This is a genomic window from Lamprobacter modestohalophilus, assembly GCF_016583905.1.
GTDB lineage: Bacteria > Pseudomonadota > Gammaproteobacteria > Chromatiales > Chromatiaceae > Lamprobacter > Lamprobacter modestohalophilus.
In genome coordinates this window covers 1-20,063 of sequence record NZ_NRRY01000048.1, presented here as the reverse complement: position 1 = coordinate 20,063, position 20,063 = coordinate 1, and the positions used below count along the sequence as shown (strand labels likewise).

12 protein-coding genes are annotated in these 20,063 nt (G+C 62.8%); 8 read left to right on the top strand and 4 right to left on the bottom strand.

Annotation, left to right across the window (positions count from 1 at the left end):
* Nucleotides 1-362 precede the first annotated feature (362 nt).
* Complete coding sequence (gene purD / locus CKO42_RS20525) at nt 363-1,787, top strand: phosphoribosylamine--glycine ligase (protein WP_200248148.1); 1,425 nt, start codon at nt 363-365, stop codon at nt 1,785-1,787.
* On the opposite strand, the gene CKO42_RS20520 is transcribed toward purD, so the two are convergent.
* A complete protein-coding gene (locus tag CKO42_RS20520) occupies nt 1,754-2,806 on the bottom strand; it encodes an aminoglycoside phosphotransferase family protein (protein WP_338034964.1) in 1,053 nt (350 codons plus the stop codon). The genes purD and CKO42_RS20520 overlap by 34 nt on opposite strands.
* A gap of 739 nt (nt 2,807-3,545) precedes the next feature.
* Here CKO42_RS20520 and CKO42_RS20515 point away from each other — a divergent pair.
* The 3 genes from CKO42_RS20515 to pdxA are packed head-to-tail and all read left to right on the top strand — an operon-like array spanning nt 3,546 to nt 7,981.
* Nucleotides 3,546-5,657, top strand: coding sequence for an LPS-assembly protein LptD (locus CKO42_RS20515; RefSeq protein ID WP_242479569.1), 2,112 nt, complete (start codon nt 3,546-3,548; stop codon nt 5,655-5,657).
* Nucleotides 5,638-6,981 carry a peptidylprolyl isomerase gene (locus tag CKO42_RS20510; RefSeq protein WP_200248146.1) on the top strand — a complete coding sequence of 448 codons (1,344 nt, stop codon included), beginning with the start codon at nt 5,638-5,640 and terminating at the stop codon, nt 6,979-6,981. Before CKO42_RS20515 ends, CKO42_RS20510 begins: the two co-directional genes overlap by 20 nt.
* Nucleotides 6,965-7,981, top strand: a complete 1,017-nt coding sequence (pdxA, locus tag CKO42_RS20505) for a 4-hydroxythreonine-4-phosphate dehydrogenase PdxA (RefSeq protein WP_200248144.1) — start codon at nt 6,965-6,967, stop codon at nt 7,979-7,981. Before CKO42_RS20510 ends, pdxA begins: the two co-directional genes overlap by 17 nt.
* A 5-nt stretch (nt 7,982-7,986) precedes the next feature.
* On the opposite strand, the gene CKO42_RS20500 is transcribed toward pdxA, so the two are convergent.
* Entirely contained in the window at nt 7,987-8,949 is a 963-nt protein-coding gene (locus CKO42_RS20500; protein WP_200248142.1) for a Gfo/Idh/MocA family oxidoreductase, read from the bottom strand.
* Between the two features lie 14 nt (nt 8,950-8,963).
* Nucleotides 8,964-9,131, bottom strand: a complete 168-nt coding sequence (locus CKO42_RS20495) for a hypothetical protein (RefSeq protein ID WP_200248140.1) — start codon at nt 9,129-9,131, stop codon at nt 8,964-8,966.
* Nucleotides 9,132-9,363: 232 nt separating this feature from the next.
* Here CKO42_RS20495 and CKO42_RS20490 point away from each other — a divergent pair, with 232 nt between their 5' ends.
* Both CKO42_RS20490 and CKO42_RS20485 read left to right on the top strand, forming a co-directional pair.
* Nucleotides 9,364-12,597, top strand: coding sequence for an efflux RND transporter permease subunit (locus CKO42_RS20490; RefSeq protein ID WP_200248138.1), 3,234 nt, complete (start codon nt 9,364-9,366; stop codon nt 12,595-12,597).
* Between the two features lie 356 nt (nt 12,598-12,953).
* Nucleotides 12,954-14,765 (top strand): oxygen-binding di-iron domain-containing protein, encoded by a 1,812-nt coding sequence (locus tag CKO42_RS20485; RefSeq protein ID WP_200248137.1) that lies wholly within the window; start codon nt 12,954-12,956, stop codon nt 14,763-14,765.
* A 51-nt stretch (nt 14,766-14,816) separates the two neighbouring features.
* On the opposite strand, the gene CKO42_RS20480 is transcribed toward CKO42_RS20485, so the two are convergent.
* Nucleotides 14,817-15,626 (bottom strand): c-type cytochrome, encoded by an 810-nt coding sequence (locus tag CKO42_RS20480; protein WP_200248135.1) that lies wholly within the window; start codon nt 15,624-15,626, stop codon nt 14,817-14,819.
* A 987-nt stretch (nt 15,627-16,613) separates the two neighbouring features.
* Here CKO42_RS20480 and CKO42_RS20475 point away from each other — a divergent pair.
* Both CKO42_RS20475 and CKO42_RS20470 read left to right on the top strand, forming a co-directional pair.
* Complete coding sequence (locus CKO42_RS20475; protein WP_242479571.1) at nt 16,614-19,481, top strand: ribonucleoside-diphosphate reductase subunit alpha; 2,868 nt, start codon at nt 16,614-16,616, stop codon at nt 19,479-19,481.
* A gap of 40 nt (nt 19,482-19,521) precedes the next feature.
* Complete coding sequence (locus CKO42_RS20470; RefSeq protein WP_200248131.1) at nt 19,522-19,962, top strand: winged helix-turn-helix domain-containing protein; 441 nt, start codon at nt 19,522-19,524, stop codon at nt 19,960-19,962.
* Nucleotides 19,963-20,063: the final 101 nt, after the last annotated feature.

Sequence of the window (20,063 nt, the reverse complement as noted above, 5' to 3'; positions counted from 1 at the left end):
TGATGAATCAGTTGAGCGACGGCAGTATATACCGACTGATTCCGATGGCTCACGGCGACCTTGGTCGACAGCCGGCCCGACAACCCGCTCGACAACTCGCTCGACAACTCGCTCGACAACTCGCTCGACAACTCGCGATGCCATCGCAACCAGGCGTCGGTATCATGATGGCTGCCGAAGTCGTTGCGCTGATTTGGCAGACGCTGCTTGCATCACAGCGCGCTCGCGCCGGCTCGCCCGGCCTGAACCTGACTCTCAAACGATTCATTGTCCGGGGGACGCCGCGCCATGCGTGTTAGGCCTGATAGCGACGAGCGGCTCCCGCGCATTCGAACAGTAATCCTGATTCAGTAGAACACCTCATGAATATTCTTATCATCGGCTCCGGTGGCCGCGAGCATGCCCTGGCCTGGAAGATCGCCCAATCGCCAAAGGTCTCCCGGGTCTTTGTCGCCCCCGGCAATGGCGGCACCGCCACTGAGCCAGGGGTCGAGAATGTCGACCTGGACCCGACCGACGCGGCAGCGCTGATCGCGTTCGCCAACGATCATCAGATCGCACTCTGCATCATCGGTCCAGAGGCGCCTCTTGTCGCTGGCGTGAGCGATGCGCTGGTCGCGGCCGGCCTGCCTTGCTGCGGTCCTTCGCAACGCGCCGCGCAGCTCGAGGGCTCGAAAGACTTCGCCAAGGCCTTCATGCAGCGCCACGGCATCCCCACCGCGGCCTATCGGACCTTCAGCGATCGCGAGCAGGCGCTGGCCTATCTGGACCAAGTTGGGGCGCCGGTGGTGGTGAAGGCCGATGGCCTGGCCGCTGGCAAGGGCGTGGTGGTGGCCGAGGACCTGGACGAGGCGCGAGCGGCCGTGGATGCGATGCTCGGCCAAGGGCGTTTCGGCAGCGCCGGACATCGGGTGGTGATCGAAGAGAAGCTGCTCGGCGAAGAGGTCAGCTTCATCGTCTTGGTCAGCGGCGAGCAGGTGCTGCCACTGGCAACCTCGCAGGATCACAAGGCGCGCGATGAGGGTGATCGGGGGCCGAACACCGGCGGCATGGGCGCCTATTCGCCGGCACCGATCGTCACGCCTGAACTGGAACAGCGCATCATGCGCGAGGTGATCGAGCCGACGGTGGCCGGGCTGCGTGCCGAGGACCTACCCTACGTCGGTTTCCTCTACGCTGGGCTGATGATCGGCGCCGATGGCACCCCGCGGGTGCTCGAGTACAACTGCCGACTCGGCGACCCCGAGACCCAGCCGATCCTGATGCGCCTCGAGAGCGACCTGCTCGAGCTGTGCCTGGCTGCAACCGAGGGTCGGCTGGCGGAGGTCGAAGCCCAGTGGTGTGATCAGGCTGCGCTTGGGGTGGTGATGGCCGCGGGTGGTTATCCCGGTGACTATGCCAAGGGCCACCCGATCAGCGGGCTCGAGTCCGCGCTCGACGACAACAGCAAGGCAGAGACGAGCAGCGCAAGCACCGGAGCGAGCATGGTCATGGTCTTGGGTATGGGCATGGGCATGGGCATGGGCATGGGCACGCCAAGCACCGGCATGAACATGGGCTCGGGCACGGGCGGGAGCGAGGCCAAAGTCTTCCATGCCGGGACCAAGCGCGATGACGAGCGGACACTCACGAACGGTGGCCGCGTGCTCTGTGTGACGGCACTCGGCGCCGATGTTGGCGCGGCCGCAGCCAAGGCTTATGAACTGGCCGAGCGGATTCAATTCGAGGGCGCCTTTTATCGGCGCGACATCGGTTATCGCGCGCTCAAACACGGCACGACCCGTTGACGGATGAGCGTGGCGAGCGGTTCTAGCACCGGATAGAGCGGCCCCAGCGCCTGCAGATAGTCCAAGGTGCGCGGGAGATCGGCGAGATAACCACGCTTGCCGTCGCGCACCGCCAAGCGCGCGAAGATGCCCGCGGCCTTGAGATGACGCTGGGCGCCCATGAGATCGAACCAGCGCACGAGCTGGGGCCGATCGGCGGCGCTCAGCAGTCCGGCGGCCTGCGCCTGCTCGGCGTAGACCTCGACCCAGGCCAGCACGCGCTCTCGCGGCCAGGCGATGTAGCAGTCCTTGAGCAACGAGGCGAGATCGTAGCTGAGCGGCCCGGCGACCGCATCCTGCAGATCGAGGATGCCGGGATTATCCGCATCGGTCAGCATCAGGTTGCGGCTGTGGAAGTCACGATGCACGGCGACGACCGGTTGCTCGAGCGCGTTGTCGATCAGCAGAGCGAAGAGCCGCTCAAGGTCTTCTGCCTCGGTCTCGGAGAGATCGAGCTGCAACAGCTCGGCGAGCAGCCACTGGCGGAAGAGATCGAGCTCGCGGCGCAAGAAGGCAGCATCGTAGACCGGCAGCTCGTCGGTCGGCAGTCCGCGCTGCAGCTTGATCAGCGCCGTGATCGCATCGCCGTACAATCGGTCGTCCTGAGATGCGGCCATCGCTGAGGCCTGAGCTGATCTCTGGTCTGAATCTCGCGCAGCCGCCTGAACGGCTGTCAACATGTCCAAATAGGTTCGCGAGCCTAGATCCGAGACCACCAAGAAACCGCGCGCATGGTCCTCGGCCAGCACCTCGGGCGCATTCAGCCCAGCGGTGCGAAACGCGCGCGCCAGCCGCGTAAAGCGGGCGCTATCCTCATGCTCGGGCGGAGCATCGACGGCGATCAGGCTGCGCCCTTGATCGTAGAAGCGCCAATAGCGGCGGAAGCTCGCGTCCGCCGAGGCCGGCGCCAGCGGGCCAACCCGTTCGCCGAGCACCACCGCTAGCCATTGCTCCAGCAACATCTGTCGTTCGTCAGACACCGAGCCTCCTCCATCATCATCATCAACATCTTTATCGACCTGTCGTTCATCGAGCGGGCTTTACCCTCTTGCCCTGGTCAATCCGGCTTGCGAATCGCCGCGCAAGCCTCCGCCGTTAGACGGGTCCTCGAGATCGGATCAGCCGCGGATCGACAGCGGATAGACAGCGCCTGAGTTTGCCGCATCGCGGCGGATGTGCGACCTTACCTGGATTTTGCCGACTGTGGTGCGAGATCAGCGCATCGGCGCGGTGCTTTCTTTCTGCTCGCCATAACCGCAAACGCCCTGTATCGAACCCAGCATCGCACCCAGCATCGAACCCTGCACCGAACCCAGCATCGAACGCATGACCGCTTTGGACCGCAGACGAATCCTTGCGAGGGCCTTGAGCCTCTTGCCCTGGGTCTTGATCGGGGCGCCTGGCCTGCTCCTCGCCCAGACACTGGCCCAGCAGCTGGCGCTAGAGCAGACTCAAGACAGCCGATCTATGCCTGCGCCCGCGCCACCGCCAGCCTCAAAGCTGCGCTCGTCCCTGCTCGAGCCCGCGCCAGCATCGGAACCCGATGCTCGAGTCAGGGACACCGAAGCTGGCGTCCAAAGCGAAGCTGCGGCGAGGTCCGAAACGACCCAACAGCCCGGAGGTACCGAGCCCCTCCCAGCCGACCGCGAAACACTGCTCCACGATGGACTGGATTGGGCATACTGCGGCCCCCGTCCCGCTCGACTCGGCTCGGCGCCGATGGCAGCGCCGCTCGCAGCGGATACGCCCATTGATATCGATACGGGTGCGGTCGCTTATCAGCAAGACACCGGCATCCTCACGCTCAGCGGCGGTGTCGACGTGCGCCGGGCAGAGGAGCGGGTGGTCGCCGACACCCTGACCTATGACCGCAACACCGGTGACATCGAAACCCAAGGCGCGACCTTAATGGAACGGCCCGGATTGAGAATGATCGGCGACCGCGCCCGTCTCAATCTGGAGACCAACCAGGGCCAGATGCAGAACGTCAGCTACCGTTTTTCCGATGCAGCCAATCTGCGCGGAACGGCCGATCTCGCCGAAGTGCTCAGCCCGTCGCAGACGCGCTACCGCGGATTGGTGTATTCGACCTGCCCGCCGGGCACGAACGCTTGGTCGATCAAGGCGGCAACGCTCAAGCTCGATCAAGACGAAGGCATCGGTGTTGCTCGCAACGCTCGCATACGCATCAAGGGCGTGCCGGTGGTCTATACGCCCTACCTGCGCTTCCCGATCGACGATCGTCGCCGAAGCGGCTTCCTGATCCCAACCGTCGGCACCTCGGACGAGAGCGGATTCGAGCTGATCGTGCCTTATTACTGGAATATCGCACCGAACCTCGACGCGACCCTCTCACCGCATTTCCTCAGCGAGCGCGGCCTGCTCATGGGCACTGAGCTGCGCTACATGACGCGCAACGACAGCGGCCGGATCGAGGGCGAATTCATCCCCAACGATGCGAAGTACGAAGGAAACGGGGCACGCTGGGCGCTGAATCTGGAGGAAACCGGCACCTGGTTTGGCCGCTTCAACACCCTGGTCGAGTTCAGCGCGGTCTCCGATGACCGCTATCTCCAGGATTTCGGCAACGGGCTCGATATCACCAGTACCCGCCAGCTGTTGCAACGTGGAACAGTGAGCTATTTCGGCGATGGCTGGTCACTGCAGACGGCGCTGCAGGGCTATCAGACCGTCGACCCCGAGCTCACCCCCGAGCAGCGGCCCTATGGTCGGCTGCCGCAGGTAATCTTTAATCTGAGCCCGGTCGAGGTAGGTGCTGGCCTCATCGCCCGCGTCAACGCAGAATACGATTACTTCGATCACAACCACATCGTCTACGGTCAACGCCTGGCAATGCAGCCGAGCCTGAGCCTGCCGCTTCGCCGTAGCTACGGTCACCTGATCCCGACGCTCTCGCTCAACCTGAGCGGCTATGACCTGACCAACACGGCGGTCGGTCAGCCCACCTCGCCAAGTCATTCGATCCCCTCGATTGAGGTCGACGGCAAGCTCGTCTTTGAGCGCGATGCGAACTGGTTTGGCACCGCAGCACTGCAAACCTTGGAGCCTCGGCTCTATTACCTCTACACCCCGTTCGAGGATCAGTCAGCGACGCCGGTGTTCGATAGCTCTGACCTCACGTTCAATTTCGCCAATCTCTTCAGGAGCAATCGGTTTACCGGCCGCGACCGTATCGGTGACGCCAACCAGATCACGACCGCCCTCAGCTCGCGCTTCCTGGATGCACGCACCGGCGCGGAGATGCTGCGTTTGAGCGTTGGCCGCATCCTGTACTTTGCCGATCGGCAGGTGCAGATCTTCGGACCGACTGAGGTCGCGAACGAGTCGCCCGTCACCGGCGAGATCGCGGCCCAGCTCTTCGACCGCTGGCGCGGGCGCGCAAGCTTCGAGTGGGACCCGGCAGAAGAGACCGATCAGTGGGGCCGACGCACGCTGCAGCTACAATACATAGAGCCAAATGCCGAGCGGCTGGTCAATCTGGCCTATCGCTTCGATCGCGGCAATAACATCGACAACCGCTTTGAAACCACCGATCTCTCCTTCCGGTTGCCGGTCTCAAACGAGGTCAATGTCGTCGGCCGCTGGCTCTATTCACTCGAAACCGAGGAAACCAGCGACGCCTTCGCCGGCATCGAGTTCGGCCAGTGCTGCTGGAAGATCCGCGTGCTCGGGCGCCACTTCAAGAACCGCGCCGACAGCCCAGCGAATACATCCGTCATGCTACAAGTGGAGCTCGCCGGCCTCGGCGCCTTTGGCAGCTCCGTGGACAGTTTCCTGCAACGAGAAGTCTATGGCTATCAAGTCGATTAAAGACCTAGGGCGCCCTACAGCGCCAGCACTGATCATGCTCCTGAGCGCCTGCCTGGCGAGCGCTTGGGCCGACAGCAGTTTGGCCCAGGCTCAGATACAACCACTTGACGCGATCGTCGCCGTGGTAAATGACGATGTGATCGTAAAGAGCGAGCTCGATAGTCAGATCGAGCTCTTGATTCCCGAGCTGCAAGCGCGCGGCGCGACCATTCCCGACCCGACAACCCTCGAAGAGCAGGTACTCGATCAGCTCGTCTTGGAGCGACTTCAGATTCAACGCGCCAAGACCCTCGGCATTGAGGTTGATGAGGCCACCCTAAACGAAGCGCTGACCAACATCGCGGCCCGCAACGGCATGGGCTTGATGGAGTTGCGCGAGGCCCTCGAGGCCAACGAGGTCTCATACGACGCCTTTCGTAATGACACCCGCAACCAGATCATCACCTCGCGACTGCAACAAGAGGAGGTCGTCAAAGAGGTCCGCGTCAGCGAACAGGAGGTTGATCGCTTCGTCGAGACCGAACGTGACAGCCTGGTCACACGCAACGAGGTCCGACTCAGCCACATCCTGATCGCCTTGCCTGAGAATCCAAGCGCGGCGCAGGTCGAACAGGCCAGGGACGAGGCTCAGGCCTTAGCCGGACGCATACGCCAGGGCGAAGACTTCGCGAGCCTGGCACGCGCCAAGTCAGACGGCGGCCGTGCACAGGAAGGCGGCGATCTCGGCTGGTTCGCGCTCGGCGAGGTCCCGAGCCTAGCCGCGCAGCCGGCGCAAACCCTGGCCCGCGGCGAGGTCACTGACCCGATCCGCAGCCCCAGCGGCTTCCATCTCATCAGGGTCAGCGATATCAAAGGGGACACACCAAAGCCCATCACCCAAACCCAAGCCCGTCATATCCTGATCCGCACCAGTGAAGTCGTGTCCGACCAAGACGCCGAGCGGCGGCTCGAACAGTTGCGCATGCGCATCGTCGGCGGTGACGACTTCGCCACCCTGGCCCGCTCGCATTCCGACGACACCGGTTCGGCCTTAAACGGGGGTGACCTCGGCTGGGTGAGCCCTGGCGACACGGTACCGGCCTTCGAGCGCGAGATGGATGCGCTCAGCCCCGGTGAGATCAGCCAACCCTTCGAGAGCCCGTTTGGCTGGCATATCCTGCAGGTCACCGAGCGCCGCGAGCAGGATACCGCTGACGAACTGCTCAGGCTGCGCGCCAAGGATGCCCTGCGCCTACGCAAGGCCGAAGAGGCCAAAGAGCTCTGGCTGCAGCGGCTGCGTGACGAGGCCTATGTGGAGATTCGACTCGATGAGCTCGATGACTGAGACTTGCCGGCTGGCGCTGACACCGGGCGAACCGGCCGGGATTGGCCCCGACCTTTGTATCGCGGCCGCTCAACAGGCACAGGCGGAGGAGCTGATCGCGGTCTGCGATCCTGAGCTACTGACGGAGCGGGCAGCCAGGCTCAGACTGCCGCTAGCACTGGAGCCCTTCGATCCAGAGCGACCGCCGACTCCATCAGTCCCCGGCAGGCTCCTGTTCGACGCCGCAGCAACCCTTGCGGCCCCCGCACAAGCGGGCGAGCTGAACCCAGCGAATGCAGCCTACGTGTTGAACACGCTGCGGGCCGCCTGCGACGGCTGCCTGAATGGACGCTGGGACGCCATGGTGACCGGACCGGTACACAAGGGCGTCATCAACGACGCCGGCCTGGCCTTCAGCGGTCACACCGAATTTCTTGCCGAGCGCTGCCGACGCGACGGTGAGCCCACACCAACCCCATTGATGCTGCTCGCAACGCCCGGGCTGCGGGTCGCCTTAGCGACCACCCATCTCCCGCTCGCGGAGGTTCCCAAGGCCATCACCGAGCCGCTACTCGAACGCATTATCCGGATCATGGTCAACGGCCTCCGCGAACGCCTCGGCATCCCCCACCCGCGGATTCTGATCTGCGGACTGAACCCGCACGCCGGTGAGGGCGGGCATCTCGGGCACGAGGAGCAAGCGGTGCTGATCCCGGTGATCAGCCGACTGCAGGCAGAGGGCATGGACCTGCAAGGGCCGTTACCAGCCGACACGGTGTTTGTGCCGCATCGACTACAGCAGGCCGACGCGGTACTGGCGATGTATCACGATCAGGGACTGCCGGTGCTCAAGCATCTCGGCTTCGGTCAGGCGGTCAATGTGACGTTGGGCTTGCCGATCATCCGCACCTCGGTCGATCACGGCACGGCCTTGGACATCGCCGGGACGGGGCGCGCGAACCTCGGCAGCCTGACTGCGGCCATCGCCCTTGCGGCGGAGATGGTCCAGACGACGCGCTAGGACCGTTAGCCGAGCATTGCGTTCTGCTGGTCAGCGATGCTGGCCTGCACCTGCAACGCGACTTCAAGCGCACGTAGCCCAGTACGGCCATCGACGAGCGGCCGGGTTTGATGGGTCACGCAGTCGATGAAGGCCTCGATCTCTCGATCCAGCGGTTGAACCGGCTCAACCATCACCCGCGAGCGCTGGATCTCAGGGCGCTCGCCGGCTTCGCGTTGCTGCGGCACTGCGCTATCCAGGGTCTGGCCGATGAAGTCGAGCGACAGATAGCCTTGCGGCTGGAACACCCGAATACGCCGCGTCTTTTTGTCCGAGACACGACTCGCGACCGCATTGGCGACGGTTCCGTTGCTGAACTCAAGGCGTGCGCTAGCGATGTCGACGCGTGGCGTCATCACCGGGGTGCCAACCGCCCGCACATCGACTAGCTCGGCATCAACTAGGGCCAGGATGATATCGATGTCATGGATCATCAGATCAGCGACCACGTCGACATCGGTCGCTCGCTCAACGAAGCCGCCCATGCGCTGAGCTTCGATGTAACGCGGGGCATCGATGCGCGCCGCCAGCGCCATCACGCCGGCGTTGAAGCGCTCCAGATGACCGACCTGCAAGACTGCGGCCTGCTGCTCGGCAATCCGCACGATCTCGGCACCCTCGCGCGCGTCCACTGCGAGCGGCTTCTCGAGGAGCACATGGATGCCCTGCTCGAGATAGGCGCAGGCCACCGCATGATGGGCACTGGTCGGCACCGCGATACTCACCGCATCGACGTGTCCGATAAGGGCCAATGGATCATCCCAAGCCGCGCAAACCGCTTCCGCAGCGACACTCGCAGCACGCTCAGGGTCTGTATCGCAAACACCAACCAGCTCGACCTGTGCGAGGCGAGAATAGATGAGGGCATGGAAGCGTCCGAGGTAACCGACTCCGACGACCCCAACCTTGAGTGGAGGCGATTGGCTCACGCAGTCAGCACCGTTTAGCCATCGATGATCGGCGGCGCTGGCGTCCGCTCAGCCATCGGCTGGACCTGGCCGACGTAGTACAGGTTAATCTGGTAGCCAAGCGTTAGGGTCATCCCAATCGCTAACGTGACCACGAGGACCTTGAAGAGATCGGGTTGGCGGCCGCGGCGCTTCGGTGACATGTGCTCGGTGGACTCGCTCTGGCGGTAAATAGGTGGTGCCCATCGGAGGATCCTTGGGGACAAGGCTGAACCGTCTATGCCTAACGGTACTTTATTATCCACGACCATCGCCCCGATGTCTGCGGACTGGATCACATTAGCCTGACGCGCGCGTCTTAGAACCCGCTCGGGAGAACCGCCGGCGCACCCGCCGCAGTTTGCCTATCGACCGCTTGTCGCTTCGGAATATGCAATGAATTCAGGACTCTCGACCTGGTCTGTCCGACATCCAATCGGCGTCGTCATGATGACGCTCGCGGTCATGGTGCTCGGCGGTTTCGCGCTCAACCAATTAAACGTCGACCTGTTGCCGCAGATCACTTACCCGGACGTGCGCGTCCGCGTGCTCGACCCCGGCACGCCGGCGACCGTGATGGAAGACGAGATCACCCGCCAGCTCGAAGAGCAGTTGGCGATCACCGAGGGCGTGATCGCGATTCAGTCACGCACCAGCGAAGGCCGTTCCGCCATCGACCTCTCGTTTCGCTATGGCGACGATGTCGACCAGGCCCTGCGCGATGCCAGCGCGCGACTCGACCGCGCCAAACGCTTTCTGCCCGACAGCATCGATCCGCCGATCATTTACAAGCGTGATCCGTTCCAATTACCCGTGGCCGAATATGTGGTCGGCTCGAGGCTGCGTGACCCCATCGAACTGCGTGATCTGGTCGACTACGATCTCGGACGCCAGCTGCTGACCCTGCCCGGGGTGGCGGCGGTCGAGGTCGGCGGCGGACTCGAGCGCGAGGTCAGCATTATTGCCGATCAATTCCGACTCGCCGGTCTCGGGCTCGATGTGCTCGATCTGCAGGCGCGGCTACAAACGGCCAATCAGGACGTGCCCGCCGGTCGGCTGCTGATGCGCGATGGCGAGATCAGCGCGCGCACCGGCGGGCGTTTCGACTCGGTCGAGCAGATCGCCGGGCTGCCGCTTGGCGATGCCGCCAACCGCGGTGCCGAGCAGCTGCGGCTCGGCGAGGTCGCACGGGTGATCGATAGCGGTGCCGAGGAGCGCCTGCGCATTCGGCTCAACGACGCCCCCGGCATCAAGCTCTCGATCCAGAAGCAACCACTCAGCAACACGGTCGCCGTGGTCAACGCCGTCGATGCAGAGCTCGCCCGACTCGAGGCCGCGGGCCTGGTGCCCGATGATATCCAGATTGCCAAGGTCGACGACCAGGCTCGCTACATCCGCCAGTCGCTGAACAACGCGATCCAGGCCGCACTCGGCGGCGCGCTGTTGGCGATGCTGGTGGTCTATCTGTTCCTCGGCAGCCTGCGCCGAACCCTGATCATCGGCAGCGCCATCCCGATCGCCATCCTGGTTACCTTCATCCTGATGGCCGCCTTCGGCCTCACCTTCAACATCATGACCCTGGGTGGCCTGGCGCTCGGTATCGGCATGCTGGTCGATAGCACCATCGTGATGCTCGAGAATATCCATCGCCATCAGCGCCGCGGCGAGCCACCCCTGACAGCAGCAAGCAATGCCGCGCGCGAGGTCAGCGGCGCGATCATCGCATCCACCTCGACGAACCTGGCCGCCGTGTTGCCGTTTCTGTTTATCGGCGGCCTGATCGGGCTCTTGTTCCGGGAGCTGATCTTTACCATCTCGGCGGCCATCGTCGCCTCCCTCGTGGTCGCGCTGACACTGGTTCCGGCCTTAGCACGGCAGCTACCCGCAGGGCGCGATGGCCCCTTACGGCGAGCGGTGGACCGCGCCATGCAGGCACTCGAGAACGGCTATCAGTGGATACTGCGGCGCCTGCTACCAAGGCCCTGGCTACTGCTGCCAGTGTTCATCGTCGCCCTCGTCGCCAGCGTGCCGAGCCTCTTCTCGGCAACCCCCGCCTTCCTGCCGGAGCTCGACGAAGGGGATGTGCGCATCAGCTTGACCGCAGATAGCGGCGTCAACCTGGAACAGATGGATGCGTTGACACGCCAAGTCGAGGCCATCGTCGACGCCCAACCGGAAACCCGCTCGATCTTCACCACCGTCGGCGGCTTCGTCTTCGGCCGCTCGAGCTTTGAAAACAGCCATCGCGCCAGTCTTCAGGTACAGCTGGTCCCGCTTGCCGAGCGCGACCTCGGCACGGCCGAATGGATCGAGCGCGTCAAAGCCGAGATCAAGGCGGCCGCGATCCCCGGGCTGCGCGTCTACCTCTACACCCGGGGTATTCGCGGCATTCGCTTCAATCGCGGCGATGATGATCTCAGCCTGCGGCTCAAAGGCCCCGAGCTCGACACCCTGATTGCACTCGCCGACCAGATGCTCGAGCGGCTCCAGGGCATCGAGGGTCTGCGCAATCTGCAGCACTCCAATCAGGAGCCGACCCGCGAGCTCTCGATCGAGGTCGACCGGCAGCGCGCCGCTAGCCATGGGCTGGACGTGGAAGACATCGGGCGCGTGCTCCGGCTCGCGCTCGAGGGCCAAGTCATCACCGAGCTGATCGAGGGCGACCGCAGCATCGATGTGCGCCTGCGCTTGGACCGCGACGATATCGCAGCCCCAGGGGATCTCGAGTCGATCATCATCTTTGGCCGCGAGCCTGGAAATCGCGTGAGTACGGCGGTTGACGCCAGGGATGACGCCAGACTACGCAGCGAACGACGTCCGATCCGGCTCGGCGACCTCGCCCAGGTCAGCGTCCTGCTGCAGCCGGAGACCATCATGCGCGATCGTCAGCAGCGGATCATCGAGATCAGCGCCTCGATCGGCGGCGATCTGACGCTGGCCAGCGCCATCGAGCAAGCACTGGCGGCAACCTCCGAGGTGCCGCTGCCGCCGGGTTACAGCCTCTATGAGGCCGGCAGTCTCGAGACCCTGCAGCAGGGACAAGACATCGGTCGGCTCTTGCTGGCCCTAGCGGTGTTTCTGGTCTTGGTGGTGATGGCGGTGCAGTACGAGTCCGTGCGCAATCCATTCATCATCCTGCTCTCGGTGCCCTTCGCGCTGATCGGGGTGGCGCTCGGGCTAAGCTGGACCGACACCGGTCTATCGATGCCAGTCTGGCTCGGCATGATCATGCTCGCCGGCATCGTCGTCAACAACGCGATCGTGCTGGTCGAGTTCATCGAGCTGCGCCGTCGGGCTGGCGATTCGCGCGATGAGGGCATCATCGAGGCGGCGCGTTTGCGGCTCCGGCCGATCCTGATGACCACCCTCACCACCGTCTTCGGCATGCTGCCGCTGGCGCTCGGCATTGGCGAGGGCTCGGAGATGTTGAGCCCGTTGGCGATCACCATCGTTGCCGGACTCAGCTTCTCGACCCTGGTCTCGCTGCTACTGGTCCCGAGCATCTATCGTCTGCTGGGCGCCCGAACGGTGCGCACCCCGGCCGAAGCAGCGAGTCCAACAGCGGCCCGGGCGGTCAATGCCTTGCGCTTAGACTCAGCCGCCATCAGGGATCAAAAAGGTAAGCCATAGACCGGTGAGTCCATTCGCTCGGGAGAGACCCACGGGAACTGGTTGCAAAAGCCGGCCGCGCGGGTGCAGTCTCGGTTACACTTAATATTTGAAGCTCACGATATGAAGCTCACGATGTGAAGTTCATCATGTGCAGCTCACGCGATTCATTGTTCGGGGTGGCGCCGCGCCATGCGCGTTAGGCGACTGCCGGCAAAGCGCGTACCGCATTGCACAGTATTTTCGTTTGCCTTCGAGGAGCGTCGCCGGGAGCATCGCCAGGCTCTGTGGCCGGCGGCGCGACGCAGTGCGTCTGGCAACCACGGAAGCCCTTCTTCAGCCCGGCATCGGACGCCGCTTAATCGATCTAGCGAGCAATGCCAGCGACACTCGAAACCCTCCGTCACGCCGACACCAACCACGCAATCGAAATCGCAGAGCGCGTTTGGTGGGTTGGCCATGTCATCCCCGAAGACAAGTTCCAGTGCCATGTCTACCTGCTCGAGCAGGGCGACCAATCGGTGTTGTTCGACCCCGGGTCGCGCCTAACCTTTGCCCACACGCTGCGCAAGGTCGAGGAGGTTGTTTCGCTGAGCGCGATTCGCTACTACGTCTGCCATCATCAAGATCCAGACATCGCGGCCGCACTGCCGCTGATCGATGAGCTCAATACGCGCTCGGACGCAGCGGTCGTCACCCATTGGCGCGCGGCGACACTGCTCAAACATTACGGCCTGAAGATGCCATTCTGGCTCGTTGACGAGCACGATTGGAGGCTCGAGCTCGAAGATCGAACGCTAGAATTTATCTTCACTCCCTATGCGCACTTTCCGGGCGCCTTCTGCAGCTTCGATCGCAGCACTGGCGTGCTCTTCTCGAGCGATCTGTTCGGCGGCTTCACCGAAGTGCCGCAATTGGTCGCACTGGATGAATCGCACTTCGACGCTGTGCGCCCGTTTCACGAGCATTACATGCCCAGCAGCGACATCCTCGACTATGCGCTGAGCCAGATCGAGCGCTACCCGGTGGAGATGATCGCGGCCCAGCATGGCTCGATCATCCCGCAGCAGCTGGTCGGGTTTATCATCGACAAGCTCAGGCACTTGGACTGCGGCCTCTACCTGCTCGGTCAAGGCGACACCGATATTCGGCGGCTCTCACAGCTCAACCGGACCCTGCGCGACATCACCGAGACGATGCTGCTGTACCGCGACTTCCGCGACATCGCGACGCGACTCCTCGAGGTCGTCCAGCGCAGCCTGCCTGTGACGCATATCGACTACTACGCGGCGCTGCCCGATGGTCAGGTGCTGACACTCGCCGCCAAGGCACGCTTTGTTGGCATCGTTGATGCGCGGGTCCCAGACACCTGCAAGTTTGTGGGGCGCACACTCAGCGACTGGAAGCGCGCGCACGTCGATGATACCGCGCCCTCAAACCACGACCTCCATGCCGAGGGCTTTTGCTTGCAGCCAGAGACCTCCTCGGGAGGCGCGACGATCGCGGTTCCACTCACGGCCCAGAACAGCGAACAGATCGAAGCGATGGCCATCCTCGCATTCGACAGGCGCCCGCTGATCACCTCGAGCACCGCGCAACTGATCGTGCAGATGATCGAGCCGTTGAAGATTGCGCTCGAGCGCGAGGTGATCTACCGGTCGATCGACCTCGAGCGCGAGCGCGCCTATCAACGCTCGATCCGCGATCCGCTCACCAAGCTCTTCACGCGCGTCTATATGCAAGATGTGATGAAACGCCACTTGGCCCTGCAGGAACGCGACATGGCCCCATCGGTCGCAGCGGTGATGCTCGACCTCGACCACTTCAAGCAGATCAACGACACCCATGGGCATGGCGCTGGAGATCGGGTGCTCGAACAGGTCGCGGAGCTGATCCAAAGCGAGTGCCGCAGTGTCGATGTCCCGGTGCGCTTCGGTGGTGAAGAATTCCTGGTGCTGGTGATCGGTCAGACGCTGAGTGGCGCGACCAAGCTGGCCGAACGGCTCCGCGTTGGGATCGCGGAACATCCGTTCGACATCGATGCGGACAGCCCGTTAAAAGTCACGGCAAGTCTCGGCGTCGCCCAACTAAAGCCCGACGAATCACTCGAAGCCTTGATCCACAATGCCGATATGGCACTCTACGAGGCCAAGCGCGCCGGCCGAGATCGCTTCACCATCGCCGAATGAGGCCGAGGCCGAGAGCGCTGCCGAGGCCGAGAGCGCTGCCGCCGCGCTCGCCTACCGCTGCGACGGCGCCGCCTCCGAGTCTGGCGCTTGGGGCGCAAGCACCGCTGGCGGCGGTGCTCTCAATCCCATTGCATCACGCACATACTGCGGAAAGTCGGGGTTATGCCAACCCTCCGCTGCAAGCTTGTCGGCCGCTGGACGCAGCCTCGCCGTATAGTCCAACAACGCTGACTGCTGCTGCGCGTCGATGTCCCTGATCTCGTCGGTCATCTTCGAGTCCGCATTCTTACGCTCGCCACTGCGGATGGCATCGAACTGTCGCATCAGATGGGCGTAATGCTGCCCAGCAAGGGCAGGAATGTGCTCTGCCTCGTCGCCCTCGCCAGCCGCACCGTGGCAATCGGCACAGTGCTCGCCATAGAGCTGCTCGCCAAGCGCCAAGTCGGTGCCTGGCCCGAGCCCATTGTTCGCCGTCATCGGCAATGCGGCGACATAGGCGGCAACATCGGCGATCTCCTGCGGACCGCCCAAGATCTCCGGCACGGAGAATGGATACATGAGCGGATTGTCGCGATTGCCGGCACGGAAGTCGGCAAGCTGCTTGATGATCACGGTGCGCAGTTGACCCGCGATCTGCGGATAGACGCCATCGACGCTGCCCCAGCCTTCCGGCAAGTGGCACACGGCGCAGGTCAGATAGACCCTGCGCCCACGCTCGATATCTGGCGTCAGCGTCAAGACCTGATCGTACTCACGCTTGGCGATCTCGGCCGGGGTCTCGGCTGGCGTGTCGGCCAGCGACGGCATCGCTAGCGCACAACCCAGTAGGGTTATGCAGGTGCGCAGCATCGTTCGGCTCATACAGTCCTCCGTTGTGCCGTCCAGGCCATCACCACGGTTTCTTCGCCGTGTCTTGGCTTGGCGCTGACGGCGCCATTTGGTGTTGTTTCGAGTGTGCGCCGAAACGTCCCGACTGGGCGAACGGCGAGGGTTGAGTATAGCGCTGCTGATGCCGTCTCGGCCCAAGCCAGCAAGGGCAAATTGCAGGCTGAGGTTATCCACAGCAAAACCCCTCAACGGCGCCCTCAAACGCCGAATCAGACAAAATTATCCACAGCTCAGGCACAGGCTGCACATGCGGTTATCAGCAACTAAACCACAAGATATAGTGGTTGACAGTGAACCCGATGGGTATATATTGAGATCGCGAGAGCGGCTCCAGTTGACCAAGCCTTCGCCTGCTCGCCTTGCTCGCCGCTGCTGCTAGCAACTGACATCCTTGATATTAAACCCGGCGACAGGGGCCACCGACTGCGTTGTCAGACCACCTTTGCCTGACTGCATCCGGGCTGAACACCTGACTCAGCAGAGTTCGCGCGGAGCAGGTCAGCATGCAGATCGTGGACCCGGTCAGCCGTAGTCGCTTGCGATCAATACCTGCTCGCTTAGGCGATTGCCGGAAAAGCTCGTACCGAATTGCGCAGGATTTTCGTTTGCCTTCGAGGAGCGTCGCCGGGAGCATAGCCGGGCTATGTGACCGGCGGCGCGACGAAGAAGGCGAGCGAAAAGACTAGCAAGGCGGTATGAGCTTTGACAGAAATCGCCTTAAGCCCAGCGAAACCCACTGGGCTTCGGACCGATCAAGGGCCCCAATCGCTGTCTGTTTCAACGCAGCGAACAGCGCCAGACAAACTGCACCAGATGACATCAGACGAGGACTGAACTATGGCCGCCGCCTCCGAGAAGACCGACGCCACTGCGCAAACGCCCACCCTGCATCAGCCTCGCGTCGAGCCGGAGTCGTCTCAGGCCGTCAATTCGGCTGCTAGTTCGGCTGCCATCTCGGCGATGAGCCCAAGCAGCGAGGTCGCCAGCCATCGCCCGGGGCAGGTCCAGGTCATCCGTCGCAACGGCAAGGTCACTCACTTCGACCCGAGCAAGATCAAGGTCGCGATGACCAAGGCCTTCATTGCGGTCGAGGGCAGCGGCGCAGCGGCATCCAGCCGCATCCATCATCTGGTCGATGAGCTTGCCGAGCAGGTGGTCTCGGCACTCACCCGCCGTCTACCGGGTGGCGGCACCGTCCATATCGAGGATATCCAGGATCAGGTCGAGCTGGCGTTGATGCGTGCCGGTGAGCACAAGGTCGCGCGCGACTATGTGATCTATCGCGACGCCCGCGCCCGTGAGCGCGCCGAGAAGGCCGCCAGCGCCACGACCACAGCGGCCGACGAAACGACGGGGATCAACGTCACCCTCGCCGATGGCAGCACGCGACCGTTGGACGTCGATCGCCTGCGCCGACTGACGCGCGAGGCCGCCGCCGGGCTCGAGGGGGTCGATGACGAGGCGATCATCACCGATACGCTGCGTAACCTGTTCGATGGGGTCAAAGAGGCCGATGTCGGCCAAGCGCTAGTGATGTCAGCCCGCGCGATGATCGAGCGCGAGCCGGCCTATAGCCAAGCGGCTGCGCGGCTGCTGCTCGATGTGATGCGGCGCGAGGCACTGGGCGAGCTGGGCATGGCGGTCGGGGTCGAGACCCAGGCCGATCTGGCCGAGCGCTACGCCGATTATTTCAGCGCCTACATCAAGACCGCCGGCGACCTGGAGCTGCTCGACAAACAGCTAAGCCGCTTCGACCTGACCCGCTTAGGCGCCGCGCTCAAGCCCGAGCGCGATCTGCAGTTCACCTATCTCGGCCTGCAGACTTTGTATGATCGCTACTTCATCCACACCGCCGAAGGGCCGCGCATCGAGCTGCCACAGGCCTTCTTCATGCGCGTGGCGATGGGGCTGGCGATCAACGAGATCGACCGCGAGGAGCGTGCGATCGAGTTCTACGAGCTGCTGTCGAGCTTCGATTTCATGAGCAGCACGCCGACCCTGTTTAACTCCGGCAGCCTGCGCCCGCAGCTCAGTTCCTGCTATCTGACTACAGTGCCGGATGATCTCGATGGCATCTATGGCGCGATCAAGGACAATGCGCTGCTGAGCAAATTCGCCGGCGGTCTCGGTAACGACTGGTCGCGCGTGCGCGGAATGGGCGCTCATATCAAGGGCACCAACGGCAAGAGCCAGGGTGTGGTGCCTTTCCTCAAAGTGGCCAACGATACGGCGGTGGCAGTTAACCAAGGGGGCAAGCGGCGAGGCGCGGTCTGCGCCTACCTCGAGACCTGGCACATCGACATCGAGGAGTTCCTGGATCTTCGTAAGAACACTGGTGATGAACGCCGCCGCACGCATGATATGAACACCGCCAACTGGGTGCCGGATCTGTTCATGAAGCGCGTCGCCGAGGATCAGCAATGGACCCTGTTCTCGCCCGACGAGACGCCCGATCTGCACGATCTCATGGGCCAAGCCTTCGAGGAGGCCTATCTCGGCTACGAGGCCCGCGCCGATCGTGGCGAGCTGAAGGTGACCAAGCGCATCAAGGCGGTCGACCTCTGGCGCAAGATGCTGGCGATGCTGTTCGAGACCGGCCATCCCTGGATCACCTTCAAGGACCCCTGCAACCTGCGCTATACCAATCAGCATGTCGGGCAGGTGCATAGCAGCAACTTGTGCACCGAGATTACCCTGCACACCAACGATCGGGAGATCGCGGTCTGCAATCTAGGCTCGGTGAACCTGGCCGCCCATGTGACGGAACGCGGGCTCGACACCGCCAAGCTGCGCAAGACCGTGCGCACCGCGATGCGGATGCTCGATAACGTCATCGACTACAACTTCTACAACGTGCCGCAAGCGCGCAATTCCAACCTGCGCCACCGGCCGGTCGGGCTCGGATTGATGGGCTTTCAGGATGCGCTCTATGAGTTGCGCATCCCCTACGCGAGCCAAGACGCGGTGCGCTTCGCCGATCACAGCATGGAGGCGCTGAGCTACTACGCCATTGAGGCCAGCAGCGATCTCGCCGCCGAGCGTGGGCGCTATCAGAGCTTCGATGGCAGCCTCTGGAGCCAGGGCATCCTGCCAATCGACAGCGTTCAGCGACTCGCCGAAGGCCGCGGCGGCTATCTGGAGATGGACACCAGCACAACGCTGGACTGGAACGGCCTGCGCGAGCGGGTAACGACGATCGGCATGCGCAACAGCAACTGCCTGGCCATCGCGCCCACCGCCACCATCAGCAACATCGTCGGCGTCAGCCAATCGATCGAGCCGACTTATCAGAACCTGTTCGTCAAATCGAACCTGTCGGGCGAATTCACCGTCGTCAATCCCTACCTGGTGCGTGATCTCAAGGCACTAGGGCTCTGGGATAGCGTCATGGTCAGCGACCTGAAGTACTACGACGGCAGCCTGCAGCAGATCGACCGCATCCCCGATGAGCTGAAGGAGCTTTATGCGACCGCCTTCGAGGTCGATCCACGCTGGCTGGTCGAGGCCGGCAGCCGACGGCAGAAATGGCTGGATCAGGCGCAGAGCCTGAACCTCTACATGAGCGAGCCGAGTGGCAAGAAGCTCGACAACCTCTACAAGCTGGCTTGGGTACGGGGGCTAAAGACCACCTATTACCTGCGCTCCATGGGCGCCACACACGTCGAGAAGTCGACCATGGCGGATACCAGCAGAGCGAACCGCCTCTCAGCCGTCGGTGGCTCCTATCAGTCACCGGGTAAGGCGAAGTCGAATGGTGGCGGCAAGCCTGTCGACCCGGCTCCTAAAGCCTGCTCGATCGATGATCCGGAGTGCGAGAGCTGTCAGTGATGCTGGATTTGGCGCTTCTCTTGGTAGAAGGCTGATATCGATGGCAATACCCGATTTCCAATCGATTATGCGGCCATTGCTTGAGGCCCATAGCGACGGGGTAGAGCATCGCAATCGAGATTTGGTCGCGCTGCTTGCGGACCATTTCGAACTAGACGATGAAGACCGGCGGGAAATGTTGCCAAGTGGCACTTCGCGCCTATTCGACAATCGTATCGGATGGGCTAAAACGCACATCCGACAGGCAGGCCTCCTCGCATCACCTAGGCGAGGTCTTTCGGTCATCACCGATCGTGGTCGGGAAGTGCTCCGCGACTTCCCTGACCGAATAGACTTGAAAATATTGAAGCAGTTTGATGAGTACCGAAACTTCCGCAGCCCTTCATCAGCGACGGATGGGATCGCGGATAATACTACTTTGTTATCTTGCTCTATGCATCTGATATTGTTATCATTTTTCCAGGCAGCTCGTAACAAATAGATTCTGGACGTCTCATGGTCAAAACCCAAAGCCTTGCACGGCAAGATCCCTTGCGCTCGCTGAAAGAGAATCTGGCGTTTCACATTGAAGAATACCACCAC

What these genes read in the sequence shown, in the direction of transcription:
- CKO42_RS20515 (WP_242479569.1), top strand. Translation starts at nt 3,546, where the DNA reads ATGGCAGCGCCGCTCGCAGCGGATACGCCCATTGATATCGATACGGGT.
- CKO42_RS20480 (WP_200248135.1), bottom strand. Translation starts at nt 15,626, where the DNA reads ATGAGCCGAACGATGCTGCGCACCTGCATAACCCTACTGGGTTGTGCG.
- pdxA (WP_200248144.1), top strand. Translation starts at nt 6,965, where the DNA reads ATGAGCTCGATGACTGAGACTTGCCGGCTGGCGCTGACACCGGGCGAA.
- purD (WP_200248148.1), top strand. Translation starts at nt 363, where the DNA reads ATGAATATTCTTATCATCGGCTCCGGTGGCCGCGAGCATGCCCTGGCC.
- CKO42_RS20470 (WP_200248131.1), top strand. Translation starts at nt 19,522, where the DNA reads ATGGCAATACCCGATTTCCAATCGATTATGCGGCCATTGCTTGAGGCC.
- CKO42_RS20475 (WP_242479571.1), top strand. Translation starts at nt 16,614, where the DNA reads ATGAGCCCAAGCAGCGAGGTCGCCAGCCATCGCCCGGGGCAGGTCCAG.
- CKO42_RS20510 (WP_200248146.1), top strand. Translation starts at nt 5,638, where the DNA reads ATGGCTATCAAGTCGATTAAAGACCTAGGGCGCCCTACAGCGCCAGCA.
- CKO42_RS20495 (WP_200248140.1), bottom strand. Translation starts at nt 9,131, where the DNA reads ATGTCACCGAAGCGCCGCGGCCGCCAACCCGATCTCTTCAAGGTCCTC.
- CKO42_RS20485 (WP_200248137.1), top strand. Translation starts at nt 12,954, where the DNA reads ATGCCAGCGACACTCGAAACCCTCCGTCACGCCGACACCAACCACGCA.
- CKO42_RS20490 (WP_200248138.1), top strand. Translation starts at nt 9,364, where the DNA reads ATGAATTCAGGACTCTCGACCTGGTCTGTCCGACATCCAATCGGCGTC.